Raw genomic sequence first — 19,614 nt, forward strand, 5'->3', positions numbered from 1 at the left:
AGCCGCAAAAAAACGGGCGCCCCGGCACTGGATCGATGCCGGGGCCCCGCCTTTGTGCGAGCTGATCAGACGCGTGACGCGCCGACCTCCACGCCGTGCTCGGCGGCAAGGCGGTGCAGATCGTCGAGCTCTGCCTGCTCGACCTCCGCGAGGAAGTCGTCGCCGGTCTCGCGAGCCATCGTCAGGTCGGACTCGGTCGCCCTTATGCGCTGCAGAAGTCCTGCGGTGAATGCGTCCATGCTGCGCCCCCTCGTCCTGGGTCGTGGGTCGGTGGCACGGGGGTGTGCCGTTCGGAAGGGGCGATCACGTCTCCAGGGTGCCCAGCGCTGCCCGCACTGGGCGGCGACGGTGCCGGACACCCACGCCCGCCCTGCGGAAGCGGACCGTGACGTACCGCATGGTGGTGCGGCACAAGCAGAGCGTGATCGCGGGGTGTAAAGCCGTCCTCCCCCCGCTCCCTTCCACGGAAACCTCAACCGCACGAGAAAATCTGGCATTCCCCGGCCTCCGCACCCGCCTTACAGCCGACTTATGGCCGAAAAGGGCAGGATGGAGACTCAACCCGCGACAGACCCTGCCCGCGTGCGCCGAGAAGGCGCTACGCGGGTGGACAGAGGAAGGACAAGCGACGTGCGCGTACTCGTCGTCGAGGACGAGCAACTGCTCGCCGATGCGGTGGCCACCGGACTGCGCCGGGAGGCCATGGCCGTCGACGTCGTGTACGACGGCGCGGCCGCCCTGGAGCGCATCGGCGTCAACGACTACGACGTGGTCGTTCTCGACCGTGACCTTCCCCTCGTGCACGGCGACGACGTCTGCCGCAAGATCGTCGAGCTCGGCATGCCCACACGCGTGCTGATGCTCACGGCCTCCGGAGACGTCAGCGACCGGGTGGAGGGCCTGGAGATCGGCGCCGACGACTACCTCCCCAAGCCCTTCGCGTTCAGCGAACTGACGGCACGCGTGCGTGCCCTCGGCCGGCGTACGAGCATGCCGCTGCCGCCCGTCCTGGAGCGCGCCGGGATCAAGCTCGACCCCAACCGCCGCGAGGTCTTCCGCGACGGCAAGGAGGTCCAGCTCGCGCCCAAGGAGTTCGCCGTCCTGGAGGTGCTGCTGCGCAGCGAGGGCGCCGTCGTCTCCGCCGAGCAGCTCCTGGAGAAGGCCTGGGACGAGAACACCGACCCGTTCACCAACGTCGTGCGCGTCACGGTGATGACCCTGCGCCGCAAGCTCGGTGAGCCCCCGGTCATCGTCACGGTGCCCGGTTCCGGCTACCGGATCTGATCTGTGGTGGCCACGACGCCCGCGCCCCCGACGGCGCCTCCGAAGCCCACCTGGGACCCGCGGAAGCCGGAGCCCCCGTTCCCGTGGCTGCGTCCGACCATCCGGATACGGCTCACGCTGCTGTACGGCGGGATGTTCCTGATCGCGGGCATCCTCCTGCTGTCGATCATCTATCTGCTCGCCGCCCAGGCCCTGAACGTGGGCAGTGATCTGCCCTTCAGGATCGTCTCCGGCGGTGTGACCAGCCCCACCTGCAACTTCCCGTCCGAGCCGTCGGCGACCGAGCTCAACAACGCGATGAACGCCTGCGTCAACGAGCAGCGCCAGCACGCCCTGGACAACCTCCTGAGCCGCTCGCTCCTCGCCCTGCTGGGCCTCGCCGTCATCGCGTTCGCATTCGGCTACGCGATGGCCGGCCGGGTGCTGTCCCCGCTCGGCCGGATCACGCGCACCGCGCGCGCGGTGGCGGGCTCGGACCTGTCGCGGCGGATCGAGCTGGACGGTCCCGACGACGAGTTCAAGGAGCTGGCGGACACCTTCGACGACATGCTGGAGCGGTTGCAGCGGGCCTTCACGGCCCAGCAGCGGTTCGTGGGGAACGCCTCGCACGAGCTGCGGACGCCCCTCGCGATCAACCGCACGCTCCTGGAGGTGCACCTGTCCGATCCGGGAGCGCCCGTGGAGCTGCAGCAGCTGGGCAAGACGCTGCTCGCCACGAACGAGCGCAGTGAGCAGCTCGTCGAGGGACTGCTGCTGCTCGCCCGCAGCGACAACCAGATCGTCGAACGCAAGCCGGTCGATCTCGCCGAGGTCGCCTCGCAGGCCATCGACCAGGTGCGCGGCGAGGCCGAGGCGAAGGGCGTCACGATCCGCGGGAAGCGGGCCGCCGCGGTCGTCCAGGGCAGCGGTGTCCTCCTGGAGCGGATCGCCCTGAACCTCGTCCAGAACGCCGTGCGGTACAACGTGGCGGAGGAGGGCTGGGTCGAGGTGACCACAGAGGTGCAGCACGGTCAGGCGGTTCTCGTGGTGTCCAATACGGGGCCCGTGGTGCCCGCGTACGAGATCGACAATCTTTTCGAGCCCTTCCGGCGACTGCGTACGGAGCGGACGGGCAGTGACAAGGGCGTGGGTCTCGGCCTGTCGATCGCCAGGTCGGTGGCCCGTGCCCACGGCGGTCACATCGCCGCGGAACCGCGTGAGGGGGGTGGACTGGTGATGCGAGTAACCCTGCCCGTCTGAGACCATGTCGCCGACACGCGAGGATGTTCGCTTTGCGCGGAATTTTCTGGGCACGCAGTGGGCTGTCTCGTGTGTGATCGATCACAAGGGCGAATTTCCGGCCATCTACTCTCCGTGATCAAGAAGGCCGTCGTAAAGCCGGGATAATCCGGGTTTTCGGGGGTCGAGATCACGGGAAGTACACGGTGAGACGCCTTTGAAGTGCGGCATTCGGACCGTGTACGGTCCCGTTCGCCATCCAAGCCGATCACTCTTGAGGGGTCCGATTGGGTGTCGATTGAGTAACAGACCTTGATGTGAGGCAAAATCTCCGCCTCGGGTCGGGCACAAGTCCGGCCTCTCACGCGTTACGTGCGCTGGAGACACCGCAGACACCCAGAGGGGGAGAGCGACATGGCAACGGATTACGACACCCCACGCAAGACCGACGACGACGTCGATTCGGACAGCCTTGAAGAACTGAAGGCTCGCCGGAACGACAAGTCGACTTCGGCGGTCGACGTGGACGAGTTCGAGGCAGCAGAAGGCCTGGAACTGCCCGGAGCGGACCTCTCGAACGAGGAGTTGGCCGTCCGGGTCCTGCCGAAGCAGCAGGACGAGTTCACCTGCATGAGCTGCTTCCTGGTCCACCACCGCAGCCAGCTGGCCCGCGAGAAGAACGGCCAGCCGATCTGCCGCGACTGCGACTGAGGCAGGGTCGGCCGTGACAGGCTCGACCCCGCCCTGGAAGCGCCGCTTTCGTGACCAGGGAGCGGCCGGTCCGTCCTCGGACGGCATGCATGACGACGAGCGGGGCCACCCGGCCTCGCTCGAAGCAGCGGACGCGACAGGCGCCTCCGGCGCCCTGGAGGTGCCGGTTCCAAAGGTGCCTGTCGCCAAACGCAGGGCCGCCGCGGTCGGCCACGGGGTCAAGGAAGGTGTCCGCAAGGGCGGCAGCCGCGCCAGGGCGGGCCTGGCGTACCTCACCGACCGCATCATCGAGAACGCCCCGCGCATCCCCGTACGGGACCTCGCGACCCTCCGCAGGCAGTTCCCGGGCCTCGGCCCCGAGCAGCTCGCGGACAAGCTCGTGGCGGGCGCCTGCAACGCGACCTCCACGGTGGGCGCGGGAATCGGCGCGGCCGCGATGATGCCCGTACCCCCGGCGATGCCCACGGAGCTGGCCGCCGAGATCACCGGCGTGGCCGCGATCGAGATGAAGCTGATCGCGGAGTTGTACGAGGTCTACGGCCTGCGGCCGCCGGGCAGCCTGAGAGAGCGCTCCACCACGTATCTGAGTTCGTGGTCGGAGGAGCGCGGAATCGACGTGACCAAACCGTCGACGCTCAATGTGGCCCTCGGGGGCCAGCTGAAGCGCGAGCTGCGCCAGCAGATCATGAAGCGCATGGTCAGAAATCTGCCGAACCTGATGCCGTTCATGGTCGGCGCCGCGGTCGGGGCGGTCATGAACCGCCGTGACACGAGAAAGCTCGCGGATCGCATCCGCAAGGACCTCCGCAAGGCGCAGGTGCCGTGGGACGCGCTGCCGGCGCTGCCGCCCCTGGAGAAGCCCGCCGATCCGCTGCGCGTCGGGGAGATCCCCAAGGAGCTGGGGCGCTGACCTCCTTCCCCCGGCCCCGGCAGGCAAAGTTCTGACCCGCGGAAGGGAAAGTTTCCGTACGGGACACGAGTGCGAGCGCGCCCCAAAATTGGCCGGGAGCCTGGAGCAGGTCCGGGAGCGGAGCCGGCCGGAACTACGCCGTCGTCGTCCGTGCCGCTTCCAGTGCCGCGGCCAGGCGTTCCGGCTCGCGGGTCGACAGGTACAGGTACGGCGTCGGGTCGGCCGGGTCGGTGACCTCCACGCGCAGTGCCGTCGGGATGTAGGAGCGCAGGAGCATGAAGGCGCGGGTGTCGGCCTTGAACGTGCGCCAGGCGCGCGTCTCCTCCGGGTCGAGGACATGGGCCTCGCCGAGAGCCGAGACCGGGATCTTCGCGTCGCCCGCGATCAGGGAGCCCGCCACCACACGGATCCGCACGGAGCCGTACGAACTGGCCGCCACCGCCGCGACCGCCGTGCCGCCGACCAGGCCCCCCAGCAGGGGAAGCGTGCCGAACGGCAGCAGGATCAGGGCCATCGAGAGACCCACCAGCAGGCTGATGAACCACCAGGAACGGGGCGCGGTCAGACGTTCTTCGTACGGCGAGGCGGAAAGCTGCATACGGCCTAGCCTGCCACGGTGCGTGCGCGGCGCTGACGCGGAGGTAAGGTCTGCGCCTGTGAGTGGTACATCTTCAGCTCTGCGGCCCCCGGCCGACGCCGTGGCGCCGGTGAGGCATCCCGACGCGCCCGCGCCCGGCGAGCTGCTCGGCGCGCACTACGGCGAGTGTTTCGGCTGCGGCGGAGAGCAGCCGCACGGACTGCACCTGGAGGCCCGCGCGGGCGAGGGGGTGAGGATCACCGCCGAGTTCACCGTGAAGCCGGCCCACCAGGGCGCTCCCGGCCTCGCGCACGGCGGAGTCCTGGCGAGCGCCCTCGACGAGACCCTCGGTTCGCTGAACTGGCTGCTGCGCACCATCGCCGTGACCGGACGGCTGGAGACCGACTTCGTACGGCCCGTGCCCGTCGGCACCGTGCTGTATCTGGAGGCCGAGGTGACGGCGGTGGCGGGGCGCAAGATCTACTCGTCCGCCACCGGACGGACCGGCGGCCCGGACGGGCCCGTCGCCGTGCGTGCGGACGCGCTCTTCCTTGAGGTGAAGGTGGAGCACTTCATCGACAACGGCCGCCCGGAGGAGATCCGTGCGGCCATGGACGACCCCGACCAGGTCCGCCGTGCCCGTGCCTTCGAGGTGAACCCGTGACCCCGACCCCGACTCCCGTGGGCGTGCTGATCAAGCGCGTCGATCCGGACGTACCGCTTCCGGAATACGCGCACGCCGGCGACGCCGGCGCGGACCTCCGGACGACGGAGAGCCGCGTACTGGACCCCGGCGAGCGGGCCGTGCTGCCCACGGGAGTGTGCATCGCGCTCCCTGAGGGGTACGCGGCCTTCGTGCACCCGCGATCCGGGCTCGCCGCCCGCTGCGGTGTCGCTCTGGTGAATGCCCCGGGGACGGTTGATGCCGGGTACCGTGGGGAGATCAAGGTGATCGTGGTGAATCTCGACCCGCGCGAGTCCGTGCGGTTCGAGCGCTTCGACCGGATTGCCCAACTGGTCGTCCAGCAGGTCGAGAAGGTGCGCTTCCAGGAGGTGGCGGAGCTTCCCGACTCGGCGCGGGCCGCAGGGGGCTTCGGGTCCACCGGCGGGCATGCCGCCGTGGGCGGCACAGCGGGTGGGAATCGATACGCTTCGGTCGTATCCGACCGGGAAGGACAGTGACGTGTTCGGACGTCGCAAGAAGGGCAGTGCCGCCGAGGACGCGGCGGGCGAGGCCGAGCAGGTCGTCGACAGTGTCGACACTGAGGCGGACGACGCGGAGCGCGAGCGCGTGAGGCTCGAGCCCGAGCCGCGCCCCGACGGCCCCTGGGACAGCACAGAGGTCCGGGATCCGGCCGAGGGCCGGGTCGACCTGGGCGGTCTCTTCGTGCCCGGGGTCGACGGGATGGAGCTCCGGGTGGAGGTCGCGGGCGACGCCATCGTCGCGGCGACCGTGGTGCTCAAGGACAGCGCCGTCCAGCTGCAGGCCTTCGCCGCCCCCAAGCGCGAGGGCATCTGGGGCGAGGTGCGCGAGGAGATCGCCACCGGCATCACCCAGCAGGGCGGTGTCATCGACGAGGTCGAGGGCCCGCTGGGCTGGGAGCTGCGCGCGCAGGTACCGGTGCAGCTGCCGGACGGGACGGGCGGCTTCCAGGTCGTCCGGTTCATCGGTGTGGACGGGCCCCGCTGGTTCCTGCGCGGAGTGATCTCCGGCCAGGGCGCCGTGCAGCCGCAGACCGGCGGCGTGCTGGAGTCGATCTTCAGGGACACCGTGGTGGTCCGTGGCGAGGGCCCGATGGCCCCGCGCGACCCGATTGTCCTGAAGCTGCCGGACGACGCGCAGATGGTCGCCGAGGGCGTCCAGCAGGAGGAGCAGGCCGGTTCCCGCTTCTCCGGCGGCATGGGTCAGCTGCAGCGCGGACCGGAGATCACCGAGGTCCGATAGCCGCGTAGCCGCGCACACGGAAGTACGGCGGTGGGCCGCACTCCCCTCGGGGGAGTGCGGCCCACCGCCGTTTCGCCTTTTTTCGAGCCGCCCGGGAGCGCAGTCGTCGGGCGGTGAGGCGGGGACCAGCACCAGGGTGCCGACGAGCACGGCGCCGGGGCGGACCGCCCTTGCTCCCTGCTTCCGTTCGCGTGCTGGACATCGGGCCCCCTTCTCGCGGGTTCCTGTGAGTTCCTGTGAGTTCTTGGGCGCCAGGAGTGCGACAGGAGCGCGTATGAAGTATGTGTGGTTGACCACTCACTCTTGAGTTCAAAAAAGATTGGGTTCAAAAAAGAGGCGGGGCTGTCGAGGTGTGAAGGGGTGGCCCCTCAGTAGTGCCGGATGCCCGCAGTGAGCGTGCGCGTCCAGGGGGCGTCCACTTTCTGCGCCTCCATCGACGCCACGAGATGGCAGAGCATGCCCACGGCGAAGAACTCCTGGACCTGCCGGTCGTCGCCCCCGGAGGCGCCGCGCACGTACTCCACCGTACGGGCGTACCCCGCTCGGACGGCGTCCCGGATCGCGGGGACGGAGACCGCGGCCGCCTGGGCGTGCAGCTGGACGAGCAGCAGGTCGTTGTCGCTGATCAGGCGGGCGTAGGCGTCGCCCATCGAGGAGAGCACCGCTTCCGGTGAGCTGCCCTTCGCCTCGGCCGCGCCCCCTTCCAGGCTCTCGCGCACCCTGACGAAGCAGTGCTCGACGACCGCGGCGAACAGGGACTCCTTGTTCGGGAACAGCCGGTAGACGTACGCCTGGGAGATTCCGGCGGCCTTGGCCACCTCCGTGGTCGTCGTGCCGAAGTAGCCCCGTGAGGCGAAGGCGCCGATGGCGGTGCGGAGCACCGTCTCGCGGCGCTCCTCGGCGGTGGACAGGTGGCGGCGTCGTTCCGTCTGCATGTGAGTACTCAACCACTCACACTTTTTCGCCGTCCAGGGACGGGAGCCACTCGTTGCGCTGAAAAAACAAAGAAACGTCTGAACCGGAACCCGCGAGTGGCTACGCTGCGTCACCCAGGGCGGAGCTGGCGTCGAACCGTCAACTCGCCTGTACCACCGACGACTTACCGACTTACCGACCTACGCAACAGAGCACGGGAGCCCGGCATGGGTACGAACTGGATCGAGAAGGCGCAGCGGCTGGGCGACGGGAGCATCGGAGGCGCGATGGACCACCCGTCGATCCCCGGCCGCGTCGTCTGGCACACCACGGAGAGCGGTGCCGGCGACGACGCGTTCCGTGCCGTGTCGGCGCACCTGATCAGCGTCTCCGCCGAGCCGCATCTGCTGTACGACCCGACGACCGACCGGCTCGGCCAGTACGGGCCGCTGAACGCGAGCGCCCGCGCCCTGCGCAACGACGGTTCGACGAGGACCAACCGCGTCGGCAAGGTCTGCATCCAGATCGAGGTGCTCGGACGGGCGGGCAAGCCGTTCACCGCCACCTGGAAGCCGGGGCCCAACTACCGGGCCATGATGGCCGCGATCCGCTCCTGGAAGATCCCGGACACCTTCCCGGCCGGCCGCCTCGCGACCTCGGGCGCCGACGCGACCAACCGCCCCCGGACGATCTGGATGAGCAAGGGCGGCCACTACGGCCACGCCAACATCCCCGGCAACGACCACTGGGACCCGGGCAACATCGACAAGTCCGCGCTCTTCGAGGCGGCCCCGATCGGGTCCCCCGGGGCGGGCGGCGGCACCACGCCGTCGAAGCCGGTCGTCGACCTCAGCAACCTCATCGCCGCCGCGCGCCGCGACCCGGGTCTGCCCCAGGGCGGCAAGACCCACAAGGCGGACGTCCTCGTCGTCGAAAAGGCCCTCGTCGCCGAGGGGTTGCTGCCCGCCCAGTGGGCCGACGGCTCCTTCGGCAGCAGGACCGTCGAGGCGTACGCGAGCCTCCAGCGCCGGTACGGCTTCAGCGGTACGGACGCCAACGGCATCCCGGGCCAGACGACACTGAAGAGGCTCGGCAAGGAGCACGGCTTCACGGTCAAGGACTGAGTGCCCTTCGGCTTCCCAGCACCACCCCAGCACTGCAGCGCGCGGCCCGTGGGGCTCCGGACGACTTCCGGAGCCCCACGGGCCGTTGCGGTTCCCCCGCTTCTTTTCTCCTGCCTTTTCTCTTGACGTGAAATTGGTCCGTACCTATGGTCACCGCCAACGCCTGTGTTCATAAAGGCATTCCGTGTTCACATACGAGAACGGATGTCCCCCACAATGCTGAACACCCCGGTACCTCCACGTCATCGCCGCAGATCCCGCCTCGCGCTCCTCGCGACCGTCGCCGCCCTCGTGGCGGGCGCCCTCGCCTGGCCCGCCGCCGACCGTGCCGAAGCGGCTCCCGCCACCTTCACGCACCCCGGAGTCACCGTCTCCCGCGGCCAGTTGGACTTCGCCCGGCAACAGGTCAACGCCGGCGCACAGCCCTGGAAGGGCGCGTACGACCAGATGCTGGCGAGCAAGTACGGCTCGCTCACGCGCACCCCCAAGCCCCGGGCCGTCGTCGAGTGCGGCTCGTACTCGAACCCCAACAACGGCTGCACCGACGAGCGTGAGGACGCGATCGCCGCGTACACCCAGGCGCTCGCCTGGTACGTCACACGGGACGCGCGGTACGCGCGGAAGGCGATCGAGCTGATGGACGCCTGGTCCGCGACGATCCGGGACCACACCAACAGCAACGCCCCGCTGCAGACCGGCTGGGCGGGCTCGTCCTGGCCCAAGGCCGCCGAGATCATCAAGTACACGTACGACGGCGGCTGGGCGAACTCGGGCCGCTTCGCGACCATGCTGCGCACCGTGTACCTCCCCGAGATCATCAACGGCTCGAACTCCAACGGCAACTGGGAGCTGTCGATGATGGAGGCCGCCGTCGGCATCTCCGTCTTCCTGGAGGACAAGGCGTCGTACGACAAGGCCATGGCGAAGTTCCGCACCCGGACGGCCGCGTTCGTGTACCTGTCCTCCGACGGCGCGCTGCCGAAGACCGTGCCGAGCCAGAACCTCGACACCGCACAGAAGATCATCAACTACTGGCAGGGGCAGTCGACCTTCGTCAACGGGCTCACCCAGGAGACCTGCCGCGACCTCACGCACACCGGATACGGCATCTCCGCGATCTCGCACGTCGCCGAGACCAGCCGCATCCAGGGCCAGGACCTGTACGGCACCGACGTCGGCGAGCGGCTGCGGCACGCGCTCGGCTTCCAGGCCAAGTACCAGCTGGGCGAGGCGCCCCCGAGCTGGCTGTGCGGCGGGTCGCTGCACCTCGGGCTCGGGCCCATCACGGAGGTCGGCCACAACGCCCTGAGCAACCGCCTCGGCCATGTCATGACCAATACCGAGCGGCTGACGCTGCAGAACCGTCCGGCGGGGAGCAACAACCTCTTCGTCGCCTGGGAGACGCTCACGCACGGCGACAACCCGAACTGAGACGTTGCCCGACCGGGCGCCGGACGGTGATACTGGCGCCCGGTCCACGGGGGAGGGTCATGAGCCAGGTCGTCGCCGAAACGGTCGTCACCGAAACAATGGTGCGCGTCGAGAACGTCCACCGCTCGTACGGCAGCGGAGCCACCGCCGTGCACGCGCTGCGCGGTGTCTCGTTCGACATACCGCGCGGTGAACTCGTCGCCCTCAAGGGTCGGTCGGGGTCAGGCAAGACCACACTCCTCAATCTCGTCGGCGGGCTCGACGAGCCGGACGACGGGCGGATCACCGTCGACGGGCTCGACCTCTCAGGACTCGGCGAGAACGGGCTGCTGGAGCTGCGCCGGGACCGTATCGGCTTCGTCTTCCAGTCCTTCGGTCTCATCCCGATCCTGACGGCCGCCGAGAACGTGGGTGTGCCGATGCGGCTGCGCCGGGCCGAGCCCCGCGAGCGCGAGGAGCGCGTCGAGCTGCTGCTCTCCCTGGTCGGACTCGCCGACCACGCGGCGCAGCGGCCCGGCGAGCTCTCCGGCGGGCAGCAGCAGCGCGTGGCCATCGCCCGCGCCCTGGCCAACGAGCCCGCGCTCCTCATCGCCGACGAGCCCACCGGCCAGCTCGACGCCGAGACCGGTATCGCCGTGATGGAGCTGCTGCGGGCGGTCGTCCGCAGCGAGCGGGTCACCGCGCTCGTCGCCACCCACGACGCGGCCCTCCTGGACCTCGCCGACCGGGTTCTCGAACTGAGCGACGGCGAGATCGTCGAGCACTGAGGCCGGGACTGTGGAGCACCGAGGCCCGGAGGGGCCCGCGGCGGCGCGTCAGGGTTCTGTCAAAGACGTCCCGCGCCCCACCCCTCACCCCATTTGTCAGGATTGTTGGCCGTAGGGTCGACGGAGCGTACGCAGTGCGTTTTGGGAAGACAATGGGGCCATGGGACGCGGCAAGCTTCGGATCTACCTCGGTGCGGCACCGGGCGTCGGCAAGACGTACGCGATGCTGTCCGAGGCGCATCGCCGCGTCGAGCGGGGCACGGACTGCGTGGTGGCCTTCGTCGAGCACTACGACCGGCCGCGCACCGAGGTCATGCTGCACGGTCTGGAGCGGATCCCCCGCCGGGAGATCTCCTACCGGGACACCGTCTTCACGGAGATGGACGTCGACGCCGTCCTGGAGCGCGCCCCGGCCGTCGCCCTGGTGGACGAACTGGCCCACACGAATGTCCCCGGCTCACGGAACGCCAAGCGCTGGCAGGACGTCGAGGAACTCCTCGCCGCCGGGATCGACGTCGTCTCGACGGTCAACATCCAGCACCTGGAGTCGCTCGGTGACGTCGTCGAGTCGATAACGGGAGTACGGCAGCGCGAGACCGTCCCGGACGAGGTGGTGCGCCGGGCCGACCAGATCGAGCTCGTCGACATGTCGCCCCAGGCGCTGCGCCGCCGGATGGCGCACGGAAACATCTACAAGCCCGACAAGGTCGACGCGGCCCTCTCCAACTACTTCCGCCCCGGAAACCTCACCGCCCTGCGCGAACTGGCCCTCCTCTGGGTCGCCGACCGCGTCGACGAATACCTCCAGCAGTACCGCGGCGAGCACGGCATCCGCTCCACCTGGCAGGCCCGCGAACGCATCGTCGTGGGCCTGACCGGCGGACCCGAGGGCCGTACGCTGATCCGCCGCGCGGCGCGGCTGGCGGAGAAGGGCGCCGGTGGCGAGGTGCTCGCCGTCTACATCTCCCGCAGCGACGGCCTGACCTCCGCCTCGCCCAAGGAACTCGCCGTCCAGCGCACCCTCGCCGAGGACCTCGGCGGCACCTTCCACCACGTCATCGGCGACGACATCCCGTCCGCGCTGCTGGAGTTCGCCCGCGGAGTCAACGCCTCCCAGATCGTGCTCGGCTCCTCGCGGCGCAAGGCCTGGCAGTACGTGCTCGGCCCCGGCGTCGGCGCCACGGTCGCCCGGGAGTCGGGGCCCGACCTGGACGTGCACATCGTCACGCACGACGCGGTCGGCAAGGGGCGGGGACTGCCGGCCGCCCGGGGATCGCGGCTCGGCCGGTCCCGGATCATCGCGGGCTGGCTGGTCGGTGTCGTCGGCCCGGCCCTCCTCGCCCTGCTGCTGACCCATGGCGCCTCGAACCTCGGGCTCGCCAACGACATGCTGCTCTTCCTGACGCTGATCGTCGCGGCGGCCCTCCTGGGCGGGCTGCTTCCGGCGCTCGCCTCGGCGGCCCTCGGCTCGCTGCTGCTGAACTACTACTTCACCCCGCCGCTGCACCGGTTGACCATCGCCGACCCCAAGAACATCGTCGCCATCGTGATCTTCGTGGGTGTCGCGGTGTCGGTGGCCTCCGTGGTGGACCTGGCCGCCCGCCGCACCCACCAGGCCGCCCGGCTGCGGGCCGAGTCCGAGATCCTCTCCTTCCTGGCCGGCAGCGTCCTGCGCGGCGAGACCAGCCTGGACGCCCTGCTGGAGCGGGTCCGCGAGACCTTCGGCATGGAGTCGGTGGCCCTCCTGGAGCGGGAGAGCGACGTCGACCCGTGGACCTGCGCGGGCAGCGTCGGCCCGCACCCGCCGACGCTCCCCGAGGACGCGGACGTCGACATGCCGGTCGGCGACCACACCGCGCTCGCCCTCTCGGGCCGGGTCCTGCCCGCCGAGGACCGGCGGGTGCTCGCCGCCTTCGCCGCCCAGGCCGTCGTCGTCCTGGACCGCAAACGCCTCCAGGAGGAGGCCGAGCAGGCCCGCACACTCGCCGAGGGCAACCGCATCCGTACGGCGCTTCTGGCGGCCGTCAGCCATGACCTGCGCACCCCGCTGGCCGCCATCAAGGCCGCCGTGTCGTCCCTCAGGTCCGACGACGTGGCCTGGTCCGAGGAGGACGAGGCCGAGCTCCTGGAGGGCATCGAGGCGGGCGCCGACCGGCTCGACCACCTGGTCGGGAACCTCCTCGACATGTCCCGCCTGCAGACCGGCACGGTCACCCCGCTGATCCGCGAGATCGACCTCGACGAGGTCGTCCCGATGGCCCTCGGCGGCGTACCGGAGCACAGCGTCGAGCTGGAGATCCCCGAGACGCTGCCCATGGTCGCCGTCGACCCGGGCCTGCTGGAGCGCTCGGTGGCCAACATCGTCGAGAACGCCGTCAAGTACAGCCCCGCCGACGAGCGGGTCCTGGTCGCCGCCAGCACGCTCGGGGACCGCGTGGAGGTACGCGTGGTGGACCGCGGCCGCGGGGTCCCGGACGAGGCGAAGGACCGTATATTCGCGCCCTTCCAGCGGTACGGTGACGCCCCGCGCGGCTCCGGCGTGGGCCTCGGCCTCGCGGTCGCCCGGGGCTTCGCCGAGGCCATGGGCGGCACCCTCGACGCCGAGGACACCCCCGGCGGCGGCCTCACCATGGTCCTCACCCTCAGGGCGGCCCCCGCCCACCCGACACCCTTCGTGGACGTCACTGCACTCGTACAACCGGAAAGGCAGGCTTCATGACCCGCGTCCTCGTGGTCGACGACGAGCCGCAGATCACCAGAGCCCTCGTGATCAACCTCAAGGCACGCAAGTACGAGGTCGACGCGGCCCCCGACGGCGCCACCGCGCTCCAGCTGGCGGCCGCCCGGCACCCGGACGTCGTCGTGCTCGACCTCGGCCTGCCCGACATGGACGGCGTCGAGGTGATCAAGGGGCTGCGCGGCTGGACCCGCGTGCCGATCCTGGTGCTGTCCGCCCGGCACTCCTCCGACGAGAAGGTCGAGGCCCTCGACGCGGGCGCCGACGACTACGTGACCAAGCCCTTCGGCATGGACGAGCTGCTCGCCCGGCTGAGGGCCGCCGTCCGCCGTGCCGAGCCCAACGGCGGCGACGAGGAGGACGTGATCGTCGAGACCGACGACTTCACCGTCGATCTGGCCGCCAAGAAGGTCAACCGGGACGGCCGCGACGTGCGCCTCACCCCGACCGAGTGGCACCTCCTGGAGGTGCTGGTGCGCAACACGGGCCGCCTGGTCAGCCAGAAACAGCTGCTCCAGGAGGTCTGGGGCCCCTCCTACGGCACCGAGACGAACTATCTGCGGGTCTACATGGCCCAGCTGCGGCGCAAGCTGGAGACGGACCCCGCGCATCCCCGGCACTTCATTACGGAGCCGGGGATGGGGTATCGGTTCGAGAAGTGAGCCCGGTTCGGGTCGTACGCCGGTTCGAGTGGCGGCACCAGGGGTACGTAGACGTCAGCGCCCCCCGGTACGCTTCGGATATGAGCGCTGTTCCTCGTTCCGAAAAGCCGGCGGGCCGGTTCCGGCGGATGCTCGACCGGCTCTCCTCGTCCCAGGAGGACCTGGAGTCGGAGGAGCTGCGCGAGGACACGGAGACCGCGGGCTGTACGCGTATAGGTGACTGCCGGGACCGACAGGTGGTCACCGTTACTGGTACCTTGCGCACGGTCACCCTGCGCCCGAGGGCCGGTGTCCCGGCCCTGGAGGCCGAGCTGTTCGACGGTTCGGCCGCCCTGGACGTGGTGTGGCTCGGCAGGCGCTCCATAGTGGGGATAGAACCGGGGCGCAAGCTGATCGCATCGGGCCGGATCTCGATGAGCCGGGGCCGCCGGGTGCTGTTCAATCCCAAATACGAACTCAGACCCCTCGGACGGGAGTAGCCGGTGACGTCGCTCGACAAGCCGACCGAAGACGCCCAGCGGGATTCGCGGGCGGTGACCGAGGCCGCGCTCTTCGAGGCGTTCGGCGGTCTGCGGGGCATGATCGAGACGGTCCTGCCGGGCCTGCTCTTCGTCACGATCTTCACGATCAACAAGGATCTGCACTCGGCGGCCATCGCGGCCCTCGGTGTCTCGATCCTGCTGGTCGTGGTCCGCCTCGTCATGAAGGACACCGTCAAGCACGCCTTCAGCGGCGTCTTCGGTGTGGCCTTCGGCGTGGTCTTCGCGATGATGACGGGCAACGCGAAGGACTTCTATCTGCCGGGCATGCTCTACACGCTCGGACTCGCCCTCGCCTACATCATCACGACGCTCGCGGGAGTTCCGCTGATCGGGCTCATTCTCGGCCCGGTCTTCAAGGAGAACCTCTCCTGGCGTACGCGCAACCCTGGTCGTAAGACGGCTTACGCGAAGGCCAGTTGGGCCTGGGGGCTCATCCTGCTCGCCAAGTGCGCGATTCTGTTTCCGCTGTACTGGTGGGCCGACACGACTCAGTTCGGCTGGGTCCTGATCGCCCTGAAGATCCCGCCCTTCCTGCTCGCGGTCTGGCTCACGTGGGTCTTCCTGGCGAAGGCTCCGCCGCCGATCGATGTGTTTGCTGAGATGGAGGCGGAGGAGCGCGCCGAGAAGGAGCGGGAAGCGGCGGCTCGGTCTGCGGATTAGGCACCCGGTGCCTGTGTGGGCCGCTGGGGGCTGCGCCCCCAGACCCCCGCTGTCGGCCTGAACGGCCTCGTCCTCAAACGCCGGACGGGCTGGATGGTGCCGGACCAGGCTGAGACGTAGAGCCGGATCAAGCTGAAAATGGAGGGGCGCTCGGAGATGTCTCCGAGCGCCCCTCCATTTGTCTCTGTACGACAGCCGTCCGCCGTCAGCCCGTCGTCTCCTCGCGGCGTACCGACAGCAGGTCCTCCAGCTGTTCCTCGCGGGCCTGGGCCGCCACGAAGAGGAGTTCGTCGCCTGCTTCCAGGGAGTCCTCCCGGGTGGGCGTGAGGACCCGGGTGCCGCGGATGATGGTGACGAGGGACGTGTCCTCGGGCCAGGCCACTTCGCCGACCTGGGTGCCGGCCAGGGCCGACTCCGGGGGCAGGGTCAGTTCGACGAGGTTGGCGTCGCCGTGGCTGAAGCGGAGCAGGCGGACCAGGTCGCCGACGCTCACCGCCTCCTCGACCAGGGCCGACATCAGACGGGGGGTCGAGACGGCCACGTCCACGCCCCACGACTCGTTGAACAGCCATTCGTTCTTGGGGTTGTTGACGCGGGCGACGACCCGCGGAACCCCGTACTCCGTCTTGGCGAGGAGCGAGACGACGAGGTTCACCTTGTCGTCGCCCGTCGCCGCGATGACCACGTTGCACCGCTGCAGCGCGGCCTCGTCCAGCGAAGTGATCTCGCAGGCGTCGGCGAGCAGCCACTCCGCCTGCGGGACGCGCTCGACCGAGATGGCGGTCGGTGCCTTGTCGATCAGCAGGACCTCGTGCCCGTTCTCCAGGAGCTCGCCCGCGATCGAGCGGCCCACCGCACCGGCACCGGCAATGGCGACCCTCATCAGTGACCGCCTTCTTCCTCGGGGCCCTCGGCGAACGACGCCTCGACCTTCTCGACGTCGTCCGTACGCATCATCACGTGCACCAGGTCGCCCTCCTGCAGCACCGTCTGCGAGGTGGGGAGCACCGCCTCGCCCAGCCGGGTGAGGAAGGCCACGCGCACACCGGTCTCCTCCTGGAGCCGGCTGATCCGCTGGCCGACCCACGCCGTGGACGCGTGCACCTCGGCGAGCTGCACCCCGCCCGTGGGGTCGCGCCACAGCGGCTCGGAACCCGACGGCAGCAGCCGGCGCAGCATCTGGTCGGCGGTCCAGCGCACGGTGGCGACCGTCGGAATGCCCAGCCGTTGGTAGACCTCGGCACGGCGGGGGTCGTAGATACGCGCCGCGACGTTCTCGATGCCGAACATCTCGCGGGCCACCCGGGCGGCGATGATGTTCGAGTTGTCACCGCTGGAGACGGCGGCGAAGGCACCGGCGTCCTCGATGCCCGCCTCGCGCAGGGTGTCCTGGTCGAAACCGATGCCGGTGACACGACGGCCGCCGAACCCGGAGCCCAGTCGTCGGAAGGCGGTGGGGTCCTGGTCGATCACGGCGACCGTATGCCCCTGTTGCTCCAGGGTCCGGGCAAGAGCGGAACCCACTCTTCCGCAGCCCATGATGACGATGTGCACGACCGTCCTTCCGGTGTGAAAAGTTACTGCTCAGGCTGGAACAGGGTCTCAGACCGCCGCCCAAGCTACACACGCGCGGTCCGCGGGGGGCACCCCCGTGCACGATCGCCCGCGGGATCCCGGCGATCAGCGGCGGCTGATGCTGCGCACGCTGACGAGTGTGAGGATCCCGAGGCCTACGAGTCCGGCGGCGGCGCCGATGAGTTCCGCGGTGGCGTGCATGGAACCTCCATGAAGTGGCAAGGGGCGGCAAAGTTTTGGCTTTTTTCATATAGGCATGCGGCTTCGCCCGGCGGCGGAATCCGCAACCGGGCCCGTACGGGATTTCACTCGGAGGGCAGACGAAGGACGGCCGCTCCGTCCTCCGGGCAATGCCGAGGGCGGGGGAGGGTGGGCGTGGCCGTGTTCGACCGCTTACGATCCTCTGCGTGTCCAAACTGACCGACGTGCCCAAACGGATCTTGATCGGGCGCGCACTGCGCAGTGACCGGCTCGGAGAGACACTCCTGCCGAAGCGCATCGCACTCCCCGTCTTCGCCTCCGACCCGCTCTCCTCCGTGGCGTACGCACCCGGGGAAGTGCTCCTCGTCCTCTCCATCGCGGGTGTGTCGGCCTATCACTTCAGCCCCTGGATCGCGGTCGCGGTCGTCGTGCTGATGTTCACCGTCGTGGCCTCGTACCGGCAGAACGTGCACGCCTACCCCAGCGGCGGCGGCGACTACGAGGTGGCCAACACCAACCTCGGCCCCAAGGCCGGGCTCACCGTCGCCAGCGCGCTGCTCGTGGACTACGTCCTGACCGTCGCGGTGTCGATCTCGTCCGGCATCGAGAACCTCGGCTCGGCGATCCCGTTCGTCGTCGAGCACAAGGTGCTCTGCGCGATCGCCGTGATCGTGCTGCTCACGCTGATGAACCTGCGCGGGGTCAAGGAGTCCGGGAAGCTCTTCGCGATCCCGACGTACGTCTTCGTGGTGGGCGTCTTCCTGATGATCGCGTGGGGTGCCTTCCGCGGGCTCGTCCTCGACGACACCATGAAGGCGCCGACCGCCGACTTCGAGATCAAGGCCGAGCACCAGGGGCTCGCGGGCTTCGCCCTCGTCTTCCTGCTGCTGCGCGCCTTCTCCTCCGGCTGCGCCGCTCTGACCGGCGTCGAGGCGATCTCCAACGGCGTCCCGGCCTTCCGCAAGCCCAAGTCCAAGAACGCGGCGAGCACACTCGCGGCCATGGGCCTGCTCGCCGTCACCATGTTCTGCGGCATCATCGGCCTGGCCATGGCGACCAACGTCCGCATGGCCGAGAACCCCGCGCACGACCTGCTGAAGAACGGCGTCGAGGTCGGCTCCGACTATGTCCAGAACCCGGTGATCTCCCAGGTCGCCGAGGCCGTGTTCGGCGACGGCAGCTTCCTGTTCATCCTGCTCGCCGCGGCCACCGCGCTGGTGCTCTTCCTCGCCGCGAACACCGCGTACAACGGCTTCCCGCTGCTCGGTTCGATCCTCGCGCAGGACCGCTACCTGCCGCGCCAGCTGCACACCCGTGGCGACCGGCTCGCCTTCTCGAACGGCATCGTGCTGCTGGCCGGCGCGGCCATCCTGCTCGTCTGGGTCTACGGCGCCGACTCGACGCGGCTCATCCAGCTCTACATCGTCGGTGTGTTCGTGTCCTTCACGCTCAGCCAGACCGGCATGGTCCGGCACTGGAACCGCCACCTGGCCACCGAGAAGGACCAGGCCAAGCGCCGCCACATGGTCCGCTCCCGGGCGATCAACGCGTTCGGCGCCTTCTTCACCGGCCTGGTCCTGGTCGTCGTCCTCGTCACCAAGTTCACGCACGGCGCCTGGGTCGCACTGCTCGGCATGGTGATCTTCTACGCCACGATGTCCGCGATCCGGAAGCACTACGACCGGGTCGCCGAGGAGATCGCCGCGCCCGAGGGCCCGTCTGACGACAGCGTGCGCCCCTCCCGCGTCCACTCCGTCGTGCTGATCTCGAAGATCCACCGGCCGACGCTGCGGGCCCTCGCCTACGCCAAGCTGATGCGCTCCGACACCCTGGAGGCGCTCAGCGTCAACGTCGACCCGGCCGAGACGAAGGCCCTGCGCGAGGAGTGGGAGCGGCGCGGCATCGACGTACCGCTGAAGGTCCTCGACTCGCCGTACCGCGAGATCACGCGGCCGGTCATCGAGTACGTGAAGGGGCTGCGCCGTGAGTCGCCGCGTGACGCGGTGTCGGTGATCATCCCCGAGTACGTGGTCGGCCACTGGTACGAGCAGTTGCTGCACAACCAGAGCGCGCTGCGGCTCAAGGGGCGGCTGCTGTTCACGCCGGGCGTGATGGTGACGTCCGTGCCGTACCAGCTGGAGTCCTCCGAGGTGGCCAAGAAGCGGGCCCGCAAGCGGCAGGACTGGAACGCGCCGGGTTCCGTGCGGCGCGGGCCGGCCGAGGACCGGCCGAAGGAGCCGTCGTCTCCGACGAAGAGCTGAGAATCAGGGGGCTTGCGGGCTCGTGGTGAGCGGCCGGGCGGTGTCCACGTAGACTGGTGGGCTGTGGTCCGGCCGCTTTGGCCGTTCGTTCCCC

Annotated in this window: 20 protein-coding genes; 15 read left to right on the forward strand and 5 right to left on the reverse strand. The window is 69.6% G+C overall.

What is annotated here, in order from left to right; translation table 11 throughout:
* Positions 1–65 precede the first annotated feature (65 nt).
* The gene (locus ACFWXQ_RS08555) at positions 66–239 is read right to left on the reverse strand and encodes a hypothetical protein (RefSeq protein WP_189841132.1); all 174 of its coding nucleotides are present in this window, start codon (positions 237–239) and stop codon (positions 66–68) included.
* Between the two features lie 391 nt (positions 240–630).
* Here ACFWXQ_RS08555 and ACFWXQ_RS08560 point away from each other — a divergent pair, with 391 nt between their 5' ends.
* The 4 genes from ACFWXQ_RS08560 to ACFWXQ_RS08575 all read left to right on the forward strand — a co-directional run bounded on the left by ACFWXQ_RS08560 (position 631) and on the right by ACFWXQ_RS08575 (position 4,123).
* Positions 631–1,284, forward strand: a complete 654-nt coding sequence (locus ACFWXQ_RS08560; protein ID WP_055615445.1) for a response regulator transcription factor — start codon at positions 631–633, stop codon at positions 1,282–1,284.
* Between the two features lie 6 nt (positions 1,285–1,290).
* The gene (locus ACFWXQ_RS08565; protein WP_383950345.1) at positions 1,291–2,523 is read left to right on the forward strand and encodes a sensor histidine kinase; all 1,233 of its coding nucleotides are present in this window, start codon (positions 1,291–1,293) and stop codon (positions 2,521–2,523) included.
* Positions 2,524–2,916: 393 nt separating this feature from the next.
* Positions 2,917–3,213, forward strand: coding sequence for a DUF4193 domain-containing protein (locus ACFWXQ_RS08570; protein ID WP_005481602.1), 297 nt, complete (start codon positions 2,917–2,919; stop codon positions 3,211–3,213).
* Between the two features lie 13 nt (positions 3,214–3,226).
* Entirely contained in the window at positions 3,227–4,123 is an 897-nt protein-coding gene (locus ACFWXQ_RS08575) for a hypothetical protein (protein ID WP_383950342.1), read from the forward strand.
* A 133-nt stretch (positions 4,124–4,256) separates the two neighbouring features.
* Here ACFWXQ_RS08575 and ACFWXQ_RS08580 read toward each other — a convergent pair whose 3' ends face one another.
* A complete protein-coding gene (locus ACFWXQ_RS08580) occupies positions 4,257–4,721 on the reverse strand; it encodes a DUF3093 domain-containing protein (protein ID WP_200395445.1) in 465 nt (154 codons plus the stop codon).
* A 58-nt stretch (positions 4,722–4,779) separates the two neighbouring features.
* On the opposite strand from ACFWXQ_RS08580, the gene ACFWXQ_RS08585 reads away from it, so the two are divergent.
* From ACFWXQ_RS08585 to ACFWXQ_RS08595, 3 genes are read left to right on the forward strand one after another with little or no spacing between them, the layout of a single operon-like run.
* A complete protein-coding gene (locus tag ACFWXQ_RS08585) occupies positions 4,780–5,364 on the forward strand; it encodes a PaaI family thioesterase (RefSeq protein WP_200395444.1) in 585 nt (194 codons plus the stop codon).
* Entirely contained in the window at positions 5,361–5,882 is a 522-nt protein-coding gene (gene dut, locus ACFWXQ_RS08590; protein WP_383950338.1) for a dUTP diphosphatase, read from the forward strand. Before ACFWXQ_RS08585 ends, dut begins: the two co-directional genes overlap by 4 nt.
* Position 5,883: 1 nt before the next feature.
* Positions 5,884–6,645, forward strand: a complete 762-nt coding sequence (locus ACFWXQ_RS08595; protein ID WP_200395442.1) for a DUF3710 domain-containing protein — start codon at positions 5,884–5,886, stop codon at positions 6,643–6,645.
* Positions 6,646–7,013: 368 nt separating this feature from the next.
* On the opposite strand, the gene ACFWXQ_RS08600 is transcribed toward ACFWXQ_RS08595, so the two are convergent.
* Positions 7,014–7,580, reverse strand: coding sequence for a TetR/AcrR family transcriptional regulator (locus tag ACFWXQ_RS08600; RefSeq protein WP_383957393.1), 567 nt, complete (start codon positions 7,578–7,580; stop codon positions 7,014–7,016).
* Between the two features lie 207 nt (positions 7,581–7,787).
* On the opposite strand from ACFWXQ_RS08600, the gene ACFWXQ_RS08605 reads away from it, so the two are divergent.
* From ACFWXQ_RS08605 to ACFWXQ_RS08635, 7 genes are all read left to right on the forward strand, one after another.
* Positions 7,788–8,684, forward strand: coding sequence for a peptidoglycan-binding protein (locus ACFWXQ_RS08605; protein WP_383957391.1), 897 nt, complete (start codon positions 7,788–7,790; stop codon positions 8,682–8,684).
* 204 nt (positions 8,685–8,888) lie between these two features.
* On the forward strand, positions 8,889–10,115 hold the full coding sequence (locus ACFWXQ_RS08610) for an alginate lyase family protein (protein ID WP_383955869.1): 1,227 nt from the start codon (positions 8,889–8,891) through the stop codon (positions 10,113–10,115).
* Positions 10,116–10,174: 59 nt separating this feature from the next.
* On the forward strand, positions 10,175–10,882 hold the full coding sequence (locus ACFWXQ_RS08615) for an ABC transporter ATP-binding protein (RefSeq protein ID WP_383955866.1): 708 nt from the start codon (positions 10,175–10,177) through the stop codon (positions 10,880–10,882).
* Positions 10,883–11,042: 160 nt separating this feature from the next.
* Positions 11,043–13,601, forward strand: coding sequence for an ATP-binding protein (locus ACFWXQ_RS08620; protein ID WP_383955863.1), 2,559 nt, complete (start codon positions 11,043–11,045; stop codon positions 13,599–13,601).
* Complete coding sequence (locus ACFWXQ_RS08625; RefSeq protein ID WP_364183511.1) at positions 13,598–14,281, forward strand: response regulator; 684 nt, start codon at positions 13,598–13,600, stop codon at positions 14,279–14,281. The genes ACFWXQ_RS08620 and ACFWXQ_RS08625 overlap by 4 nt, the downstream gene beginning before the upstream one ends.
* An 80-nt stretch (positions 14,282–14,361) precedes the next feature.
* A complete protein-coding gene (locus ACFWXQ_RS08630) occupies positions 14,362–14,760 on the forward strand; it encodes an OB-fold nucleic acid binding domain-containing protein (protein ID WP_359943564.1) in 399 nt (132 codons plus the stop codon).
* Positions 14,761–14,763: 3 nt separating this feature from the next.
* The gene (locus ACFWXQ_RS08635; RefSeq protein ID WP_055615459.1) at positions 14,764–15,483 is read left to right on the forward strand and encodes a DUF3159 domain-containing protein; all 720 of its coding nucleotides are present in this window, start codon (positions 14,764–14,766) and stop codon (positions 15,481–15,483) included.
* Between the two features lie 205 nt (positions 15,484–15,688).
* Here ACFWXQ_RS08635 and ACFWXQ_RS08640 read toward each other — a convergent pair whose 3' ends face one another.
* Both ACFWXQ_RS08640 and ACFWXQ_RS08645 read right to left on the reverse strand, forming a co-directional pair.
* Positions 15,689–16,366, reverse strand: a complete 678-nt coding sequence (locus tag ACFWXQ_RS08640) for a TrkA family potassium uptake protein (protein ID WP_143638222.1) — start codon at positions 16,364–16,366, stop codon at positions 15,689–15,691.
* On the reverse strand, positions 16,366–17,037 hold the full coding sequence (locus ACFWXQ_RS08645) for a potassium channel family protein (RefSeq protein ID WP_383956180.1): 672 nt from the start codon (positions 17,035–17,037) through the stop codon (positions 16,366–16,368). The genes ACFWXQ_RS08640 and ACFWXQ_RS08645 overlap by 1 nt, the downstream gene beginning before the upstream one ends.
* Before the next feature lie 428 nt (positions 17,038–17,465).
* Between ACFWXQ_RS08645 and ACFWXQ_RS08650 the strand changes: the two genes are divergently transcribed.
* A complete protein-coding gene (locus ACFWXQ_RS08650) occupies positions 17,466–19,520 on the forward strand; it encodes an APC family permease (protein WP_383956177.1) in 2,055 nt (684 codons plus the stop codon).
* Positions 19,521–19,614: the final 94 nt, after the last annotated feature.

This window comes from Streptomyces sp. NPDC058697, from assembly GCF_042715345.1.
Lineage (GTDB): Bacteria > Actinomycetota > Actinomycetes > Streptomycetales > Streptomycetaceae > Streptomyces > Streptomyces liliifuscus.